Genomic DNA, 9151 nt, shown 5'->3' on the forward strand with positions numbered 1-9151 from the left:
ACAATATTAAGGTTATCTTTATGGATTCCTGCTTCCGCAGGAATGACACACTAAACATTCGTAACATCAGTTTAGGATAAGATTAAAATCTTATCCTTTGTCAGATTTATACATTCTCTTCATCAAGCTTTGCGGCTGCTTTACGCATTTTATCCATAAAGTAACCGGTTCCGGCAGGTACTAATCGTCCAACTATCACGTTTTCTTTTAGCCCTCGTAACTTATCTACTTTACCGGCAATAGCTGCTTCAGTTAAAACTCTAGTAGTCTCTTGGAATGATGCCGCAGAGATAAATGATCTAGTTTGCAGAGAAGCTTTAGTAATACCTTGTAATATTAATTGGGCTTCAGCAGGTTTTAAACCATTTTTAATAGCTTTTTCATTTATCTCCTCGAATTCATGTCTATCTATTTTTTCACCTGCTAATAAGGTAGTTCCGCCTGAATCTGTAATCTCTACTTTTTGTAACATCTGACGAATAATAACTTCTATATGCTTATCATCAATCTTTACACCTTGTAGACGATAAACGGCTTGAATCTCTTTAACAATATAATTTGCAAGAACCTCTACACCCATTACTTTTAAAATGTCTTGAAGTACCGGGTTACCGTCAATCAATAAATCACCTTTTTTGACGAAATCACCTTCATTGACTACAACATGCTTGCCTTTTGGTACCATATACTCAATAGACATTGTTTCATCAATCGGATGTATAATAATACGTCTCTTAGATTTATAGTCTTTACCGAATTCTACTCTACCGTCAATCTCAGCAATAACTGCATGATCTTTAGGGCGTCTTGCTTCTACAAGCTCGGCAACCCTCGGTAAACCACCGGTAATATCTTTAGTAGTAGTCGATTCTTTCGGTATACGTGCAATAATATCACCTACCGATATTTGCACTCCGTCCTCTACACTTAAAACTGCTCCAACCGGCAAGTAATACCTAGCTTCTAAACCGTTTGATAAGGTAATGACTTCACCTTTAGAATCTAAAAGCTGTATACGAGAGCGTAATTCTGCACCGCGTGAATATTGCTTTGATTCAATAATAACTTTACTCGGTATTCCGGTAGCTTCGTCAGTTACGTCACGAATAGAAATACCGTCAACCATATCTTTAAATAAAACTTTACCTGATTTCTCGGTAATAATCGGTATAGTGTAAGGATCCCACTCCGCTAGTTTTTGAGTTTTAGTCACCATATCACCGTCATCAACAAGTAATCTAGCTCCGTATGGAATTTTATGACGAGCTTTTTCGTTACCGTTATTGTCAAGCAGCAATAATTCACAATTTCGACTCATAACAATTTTGCGTTCTTCGGAATTAATAACAACGTTACGGCTTATAATCTTAACTTTTGCATCATGTGAAGCTTCTACGGAAGAAACCTCAGCACCTTTTGTTGCCGCTCCTCCGATATGGAAAGTTCTCATGGTTAACTGCGTACCAGGTTCACCGATAGATTGAGCAGCAATAACCCCGATTGCTTCACCCTCCGACACCAACGTACCGGTAGCAAGATCTCTACCGTAACATATGCTACATATACCGATAGTACTTTCACACGTTAATACAGATTTAATCATAATTCTATCTAAGCCTGCGGATTCAATCTGCTCTAGCTTAGCTTCGTTAATTAGTTCTCCTTTATTGAGGATTAGATCATTAGTTACCGGATGAAATATATCGATAGCAGCAGTACGACCTAGAATCTTTTCAGCTAAAGGTACTATAATTTCACCACCTTCAATAGCACTTTTAACTTCAATTCCTTTATCTGTTCCACAATCTCTTTCAGTAATAATACAATCCTGTGCAACATCTACTAATTTTCTTGTTAAGTAACCTGAACTTGCCGTTTTTAAAGCCGTATCTATTTGCCCTTTACGCATTCCGTTAGCAGAATTGAAACACTCAAATTCAGTTAATCCTTCTTTAAAGTTAGATTTAATAGGAGTAGATATAATCTGCCCGTTTGACTTAGTCATAAGACCACGCATACCACCAAGCTGCTTAATTTGTTGGAAAGAACCCCTTGCACCTGAAATAGCCATCATATATATAGCATTTATTTTCTGATGATTCGGTTCATCATTAACCGGCGGCGTAGCAATCTCTTTCATCATATCGTTTGCTACTCTATCGGTACATCTTGACCAAGCATCAACTACTTTATTATATTTTTCACCGTAAGTAATTAAACCGTTTGAATATTGTTGTTCAAATTCTTTTATTTCAAGTTGAGTTTCATTGATATGAGTACTCTTAGATTCCGGTACTACCATATCGTCCATTCCAAAAGAAATACCTGAAGAACAAGCATATTTAAAACCTAATTTCATTAACTGATCAGCAAAAATTACCGTAGCTTTTTGACCGCAATGACGATAAACTAAATCTATAACTAATGATATGTCTTTTTTAGTTAGTTGTTTATTTATAAATTTAAATTCTATATTAGGATTAGACGGTAACAACTCGCCGACTATTAATCTACCGTAAGTAGTATCAATGATAACAGGAACCATTTTACCTTCAGCATTTAGCTGATTTCTACGATATTTTATCTTTGTATGGATAGTTATAAATTTATTATATAGAGCATGCTCCATCTCAGCTAAGTCTGCGAACATCATCCCTTCGCCTACTTCATTATCAAATGTAAGGGTTAGATAATATAAACCAAGTACTATATCTTTATCCGGTACAATAATAGGACGTCCGTTAGCAGGGCTTAAGATATTATTTGTAGACATCATAAATACCCTAGCTTCAAGCTGTGCTTCAATCGATAATGGAATATGTACCGCCATCTGATCACCGTCAAAATCCGCATTAAACGCAGCACAAACAAGTGGATGAAGCTGAATCGCTTTACCTTCGATTAATAAAGGTTCAAATGCTTGAATACCAAGCCTATGTAACGTCGGAGCTCTATTAAGTAAAACCGGATGCTCTCTTATCACTTCTTCAAGCACGTCCCAAACTTCAGGTTTTTCAGCTTCTACCATTCTTTTAGCAGCTTTAATAGTTGTAGCGATACCGTATAATTCAAGCTTAGAATAAATAAACGGCTTAAATAGCTCTAACGCCATTTTTTTAGGTAAGCCGCACTGATGAAGTTTAAGCTCAGGTCCTACCACGATAACCGAGCGTCCTGAGTAATCAACCCTCTTACCAAGCAGGTTCTGACGGAAACGACCCTGCTTACCTTTAAGCATGTCACTTAATGATTTAAATGGACGCTTATTAGCATTTTTTGCTGCTCTACCGCGGCGACCATTATCAAATAATGCATCCACCGCTTCTTGTAACATTCTTTTTTCGTTCCTGACTATTATATCAGGAGCTTTTGACTCTATTAATTTCTTTAAACGATTATTTCTATTAATTACTCTTCTATAAAGTTCATTTAAGTCTGAAGTAGCAAATCTTCCGCCATCAAGCATAACAAGCGGTCTAATTTCAGGAGGAATCACAGGTAAAACATCCATAATCATCCATTCCGGCTTATTTTCCGACTCTAAAAAATCCTCTACTAATTTTAAACGCTTTACTAACTTTTTCTTTTTGACTTCTGAAGAAGTGGTTTGTAATTCTTCGTATAATTCTTGCTTTAACTTTAAAAAATCAAGCTCTTTTAGCATTTGTTGTATTACTTCTGCACCAATAGACGCAGTAAACGCATCTTCACCGTACTTATCTTTTGCTTTCTGTAATTCTTCCTCTGTTAAGAGTTCGCCTTTTTGTAAAATCGATAACCCTGGGTCAACTACTACATAATTTTCAAAATAAAGAATCTTTTCTACATCTCGCATCGTCATATCAAGAATCGTACTAATTCTTGAAGGCAGTGACTTTAAAAACCAAATATGAGCAACGGGAGCTGCAAGTTCAATATGTCCCATTCTTTCACGTCTTACTCTAGAAACCGTAACTTCAACACCACATTTCTCACAAGTAATACCACGGTTTTTCATCCGCTTATATTTACCGCAAAGACATTCGTAATCTTTTACCGGACCGAAAATTCTTGCACAAAATAAACCGTCTTTTTCAGGTTTAAAAGTTCGATAGTTAATTGTTTCAGGTTTTGTTACTTCACCGAAAGACCACGAACGTACTTGATCGGGACTTGCTATATTAATCCTTATCTGATCAAATTGTTGAGTATTACTTAATTGTCCGTAAAAATTTACTACACTCATAAATACTTTTCCTTAAAAATTACTCGTATACTTCTTTATTAGAGTTCTTATTGCATCCCATATGTCAAATTCCCCGCATAGGCGGCGGGAATGACATCAGATCCATGCAACAAAGCCAATACCATGTGCGGAAATGCCCCGTCTTTCTTAACTCGAAGTCACTTCAAGCTTTACGTTAAGACATAAAGATCTAAACTCTTTTATCATAACATTAAATGACTCAGGAATACCTGATTCAAAATTATTTTCACCGCGTACTATAGAATCATAAGTTTTAATTCTACCGTTTACGTCATCTGACTTAACCGTTAACATCTCTTGTAAAGTATAAGCTGCACCGTAAGCTTGCAGAGCCCAGCATTCCATTTCCCCAAAACGCTGTCCACCAAAATGAGATTTACCTCCAAGCGGTTGCTGCGTTACTAAGCTATAAGGTCCTATAGAACGGGAGTGAATTTTATTATCGACTAAATGATGTAATTTCAGCAAATATTTCTGTCCGACGGTTACTAGACGATCAAAATATTCACCGGTTCTACCGTCAATTAATTTTACTTGTCCTGAAGGATCTTGACCGGCAAGTTTTAGCATATCTTTAACATCCTGAACTTTTGCTCCGTCAAATACAGGAGTTGCAAAATGTACACCTTTATCTACTTTCTTACAGAAAGAGATAATCTCTTCTTCTGATCTTTCAAGTATAGGATTAATATCTTCCCCGTACAGCTCAATTAAGAACTTCTTAATCTGCTCAATACCGATCTGTTTATTTTGATATTCCTTGACTAATTCGGATATTTTTTTTGCTAAATTTATTGATGCCCACCCAAGATGTGTTTCTAAAATCTGTCCTATATTCATACGGGACGGAAGACCTAGAGGATTAAGAACGATATCTACTACTCTTCCATTTTCTAAAAATGGCATATCTTCTTCAGGCAAGATACGTGAAATAACACCTTTATTTCCGTGTCTTCCTGCCATTTTATCACCTGGTTGTAATTTATGCTTAGTTGCGATAAATACTTTTACTACTTTTAAAGCTCCCTGAGGTAAATCATCACCGCTTTGCAATTTCTCTACCTTAGTAGCGAATCTTTTATCGAGAGCATATTTTTTCTCATCATAATGAGTCTTAACCTGCTCTATTTCATTCATTACATTTGCATCTTCCACAGTAAACTGCCAAAATTGCCCTTTAGATAAACCTTTCAGTGTTTCGTTAGTAATTGTTTGTCCGGCTTTTACTTGCTTAGGACCGTTAATAATCACTTGCCCTACTAAAAGTTTTTCAAGCCAACTAAACACAAAATGTTCAATAATTTCTAATTCGTCGTCTCTGTCTTTTGCTAATTTTTCAATTTGCTGTTTTTCAATAGCAATAGCTCGCTGGTCTTTTTCTACACCTCTACGAGAAAATACCCTTACTTCTACCACAGTTCCGCTAACTCCGGAAGGTACATGCAGAGATGAATCTTTCACGTCAAAAGCTTTTTCTCCAAAAATAGCACGCAATAATTTTTCTTCCGGAGTAATAGGTGACTCGCTTTTCGGCGTTACTTTTCCGACTAAAATATCGCCGGCTTTTACTTCTGCACCTACATAAATTATTCCGACCTCATCAAGATGACGCAACGCTTCTTCACTTACATTCGGTATATCACGGGTAATTTCTTCAGGACCAAGACGTGTATCTCTAGCTATTACTTCAAACTCTTCAATATGAATAGATGTAAATACATCTTCTTTTACTATACGCTCGGATATTAAAATTGAATCTTCAAAATTATAACCATTCCAAGGTAAGAAAGCCACAAGCACGTTTCTACCTAAAGCAATTTCACCGTTGTCCGTACTAGGACCGTCAGCTATAATATCGTTTTTCTTAACGTAATGACCAACCTTAACTAAAGGCTTTTGATTTATACAAGTATTATGATTAGATTTTTGGAATTTTAATAAATTATAAATATCAACCGAAGGAGAACCGTCAACTTTTTGTTCTAGAGTTCTAATTACGATTCTATTTGAATCTACCTGCTCAACAATACCGTCATGTAACGCAAGTACCGATGCTCCGGAATCTTTAGCTACCACCCCTTCAACTCCGGTACCTACAAAAGGTGCATCCGTTTTAATTAAAGGAACTGCCTGTCTTTGCATGTTTGAGCCCATCAAAGCACGGTTAGCATCATCATTTTCTAAGAAAGGTATTAGAGAAGCCGCAACCGATACTACCTGCATAGGGGTTACATCAATGAAGTCCACCTCATGCGGCTCTGCCATTACAAAATTACCACCTTCAACTCGGCAATTAATAAACTCTCCTTGTAATACTCCGTCTTTATCAATTTTAGAGTTTGCTTGTCCGATTTTGTATCTACCTTCTTCAATAGCAGAAAGATATACCACTTCATCAGTTACGCGCCCATCCTTAACTTTTCTATATGGACTCTCTATAAAACCGTGTTTATTTATCCTAGCATAAGTAGCCATAGAGTTAATTAACCCGATATTCTGACCTTCAGGTGTTTCAATAGGACAAATACGACCGTAATGAGTCGGGTGTACGTCACGCACCTCAAAACCTGCTCGATCTCGACTAAGACCTCCCGGACCGAGGGCCGATAACCTTCTTTTATGAGTTATTTCTGATAATGGATTTGTTTGATCCATAAACTGTGATAATTGCGAAGTACTAAAAAATTCTTTTACTACCGAAACTAAAATTTTAGAATTTACTAAATCATGAGGCATTACGGTATCAACATCACCTGCCGACATCCTTTCAATTACGGATTTTTCCATTCGGACTAAACCTATTCTAAATTGATTTTCTATCAATTCACCTACCGATCTAACCCTTCTATTACCTAAATGATCAATATCATCTATGATACCTTTACCGTCTTTAAGCTCTACTAAAACTCTTACGATATTTTTAATATCATCAATTGTTAAAACTGTAACTTCTTCAGAAATATTCAGCTCTGACCTAGAATTCATTTTTATTCGCCCGACTTCCGAAAGATCATATCTTTCCGCATCAAAAAATAAATTATAAAGCAGACTTTCGGCTGCTTCAATATTAGCAGGTTCGCCTGGTCTTAGAACTCTGAAAATGTCGCATAATGCTGCCTCACGATCCTGGTTTTTATCAGCAAATAAGGTATTTCTTATATATGGACCGGATTGAGGATTAATCACTAATACGTTAACATTTTTAATTTTAAGATCATTAATAACATTTAGCATATCAGCAGTAATCATTTCGCCGATTTTTGCTAATATTTCATCACTTGCAGGATCTCTTAAATCTTCGGATAGATATTTGCCGATTAAAGTTTCATGAGCTACTAAAATATTATTAAACCCTTCTCCAAAATATTTTTTAGCCAAACGTGGGGTAATTTTTTGTCCTGCTTTCAGTAAAATATTTCCGGTATCCGCATCTACTAAATCACTTGTTAAACGATGAGCACTAATATGCTGAGGTATAAATTTAACCGCCCACCCTTTATTTTTAACAAGCTTATAAGTTACTGAATTATAGTAAAATTTTATAATTTCTTCAGTACTCATACCTATAGCTCTAAGCAAAGTAGTAGCATAAAGCTTTCTTTTTCTATCAATTCTGAAATAAATAACATCCTTAGCGTCAAACTCTAAATCAAGCCAAGATCCTCTATATGGAATAACGCGAGCAGAATATAAAAGTTGGCCAGAAGAGTGGACTTTTCCTTCATCATGATAAAAGAATACACCTGGTGAGCGATGCATTTGTGATACAACTACTCTTTCCGTACCGTTGATAATAAAAGTACCGTTTTTAGTCATTAATGGGATATCACCCATATATACTTCTTGCTCTTTAATCCCTTTAATTTCTCTAGTACCGGTATCCTCATCCATATCCCAAATACTTAATCTTAAAGTAACTTTAAGAGGAGCAGCATAACTTAAACTTCTTTGACTACACTCTTCTACATCATATTTTGGAGTATCGAATTCATATTTTACAAATTCTAAATTGGCAATATTGGAGGAATCTGAAATAGGAAAAATTGAGTTTAATATAGATTGTAAACCTTTGTTTTTTCTTTCAGAATCTTTAATATTTAGTTGTAGAAAGTTTTTTTCATATGAATTTTTTTGAATTTCAATCAAATTCGGTATATCTGCTACTAAATTTATGTGACCGAAATTTTTTCTTATTCTTCTATTATGTGACAAGGGTTGTGCTTCTATATTATCCCTTAATGAAACCATATAATCTCCTGACTGATAAAATTACTGCCCGTATTGAAATGACTAGGTTCTGTATATAAAATTTAAATTATTTATATTTTAAGCAATAAAGTTCTTATTGGAATAGATACCTATGTCAATAAAATGCTTATAATTTGCAGTAAAAAACTAAACTATACTGTTTTAAATTTTTTTACATAGAACCTAAATTAAAGAAACCTAGTAAGCTTCTTGTTTATAGTCAATTGATTTGAACTTGGCCCTTCGTTGTTCATCGGCTCGCCTATTATAGGCTTCGCTCCTCACGCCTGTCACCAAATTCAACTGAATTAACTACAGATCTTGTGTAGGTTCTGTGAACATTTCTAAAAAGATTTAATTTTGGCTATTTTTTGCTACAAAAAATTATAAGAGAAATAGGTAGCTATTCCTTTAAAAATCTTATTAATTTTTACTTAAAATATCTAATAATAACAAATCAATTAGAAATGTTCACAGAACCTAGGAAATTTCAATAATTTAAATTTCTAGACGTATGGTACGTTAATAAAATTATTTTAATTAATAAGACTTTTAATGAATAGCTTTATCCTATTTCAAAAAAATAACTTAAATTAGCTTTAAAATAATTTTTAAACAAAAAAGCCTTATTCAAATTTAATCGCTAAAATAAGGCTT

2 protein-coding genes are annotated in these 9151 nt (G+C 35.0%); both read right to left on the reverse strand.

What is annotated here, in order from left to right; genetic code table 11:
- Positions 1 to 106 precede the first annotated feature (106 nt).
- The gene (gene rpoC, locus AC1Z7D_RS00340; RefSeq protein WP_482601219.1) at positions 107 to 4225 is read right to left on the reverse strand and encodes a DNA-directed RNA polymerase subunit beta'; all 4119 of its coding nucleotides are present in this window, start codon (positions 4223 to 4225) and stop codon (positions 107 to 109) included.
- Positions 4226 to 4372: 147 nt separating this feature from the next.
- Positions 4373 to 8494 carry a DNA-directed RNA polymerase subunit beta gene (gene rpoB, locus AC1Z7D_RS00345; protein WP_482601220.1) on the reverse strand — a complete coding sequence of 1374 codons (4122 nt, stop codon included), beginning with the start codon at positions 8492 to 8494 and terminating at the stop codon, positions 4373 to 4375.
- Positions 8495 to 9151 lie beyond the last annotated feature (657 nt).

The sequence above is a fragment of the Rickettsia sp. genome, from assembly GCF_965035265.1.